The sequence below is a fragment of the Dellaglioa sp. CoH-56-MRSF-13 genome (genome assembly GCF_056782095.1).
In genome coordinates this window covers 1-846 of sequence record NZ_JBXAYC010000019.1, presented here as the reverse complement: position 1 = coordinate 846, position 846 = coordinate 1, and the positions used below count along the sequence as shown (strand labels likewise).

Sequence of the window (846 nt, the reverse complement as noted above, 5' to 3'; positions counted from 1 at the left end):
GTCAATGACACGAACACTGCGTCGGTGTTTCGCGATCTGTACAACATGTATCAGGACTTGACGCCTAACGCGGACGAGCCTATCCGTATGCAGGTTTTCGGCTTGATGAAAAGTAGCGGCAACAAAAAGTGTTTTGTGCGTGTGGCGCTTCCCTCTCAGCCTTTTGTCGGATTCAAGCGCATTCTGATTCTGAGCGCTGACTTTGAAACGAGTCAGATGTACCATCTTCTTAAGATGGAAGGGTGTCAGGTGAACAATATCACGATACCGTTTTTGGATAGGCATCTCAAGGGAGGCTTCGGCCGTGCTAATCGTGTTATCACCGAGCGCTACCAAAAACTGACTATCGTTCCACTGACGCTAGATCGCGAAATGCCGTCTAAGCATCAGCTGGCCAAGGGTCTATTGATCCCCGACACTGAGTTGGTGGGACTCAAGGAAAAGATGGCTGAGCTGAACATGACGACAGCTCAGCTCCACGACATAGTGCGCGCCATTAGACATCCGGACAGCCGCAAGGGAGTGCTTACTAAAACCCATAAAACAATGCTTGAACACATACGCGGTGCAAACGCAGAGCTTGACATTATGGATTGGATGATAAAGTCCAGTCACAAGATCGCTAAGGCGTGGATGGCTCGGTTCAAGGCCACGGATAAAAACGGAGTTCCGCAACCCGGCGTCATGATCGTGAACAACAAATATGTGGATTATCCACTTCAGCGGGAAGTATTTCAGTCTCTGAACGTGGGTAAGGTGGAAGGTCGCAACGAATTCATGCACTCTAATGTGGTGGCGTTCTTGGCTGCAATCAATCCGAGACCAGATATCGCACGGCTCTTGAAC

The 846-nt window shown here is 49.6% G+C and carries 1 protein-coding gene; it reads left to right on the top strand.

The annotated features are described in order from the left end of the window. On the top strand, window positions 1-846 hold an 846-nt coding region (locus AC1RP1_RS07590; RefSeq protein ID WP_481762657.1), incomplete at both ends, for a hypothetical protein.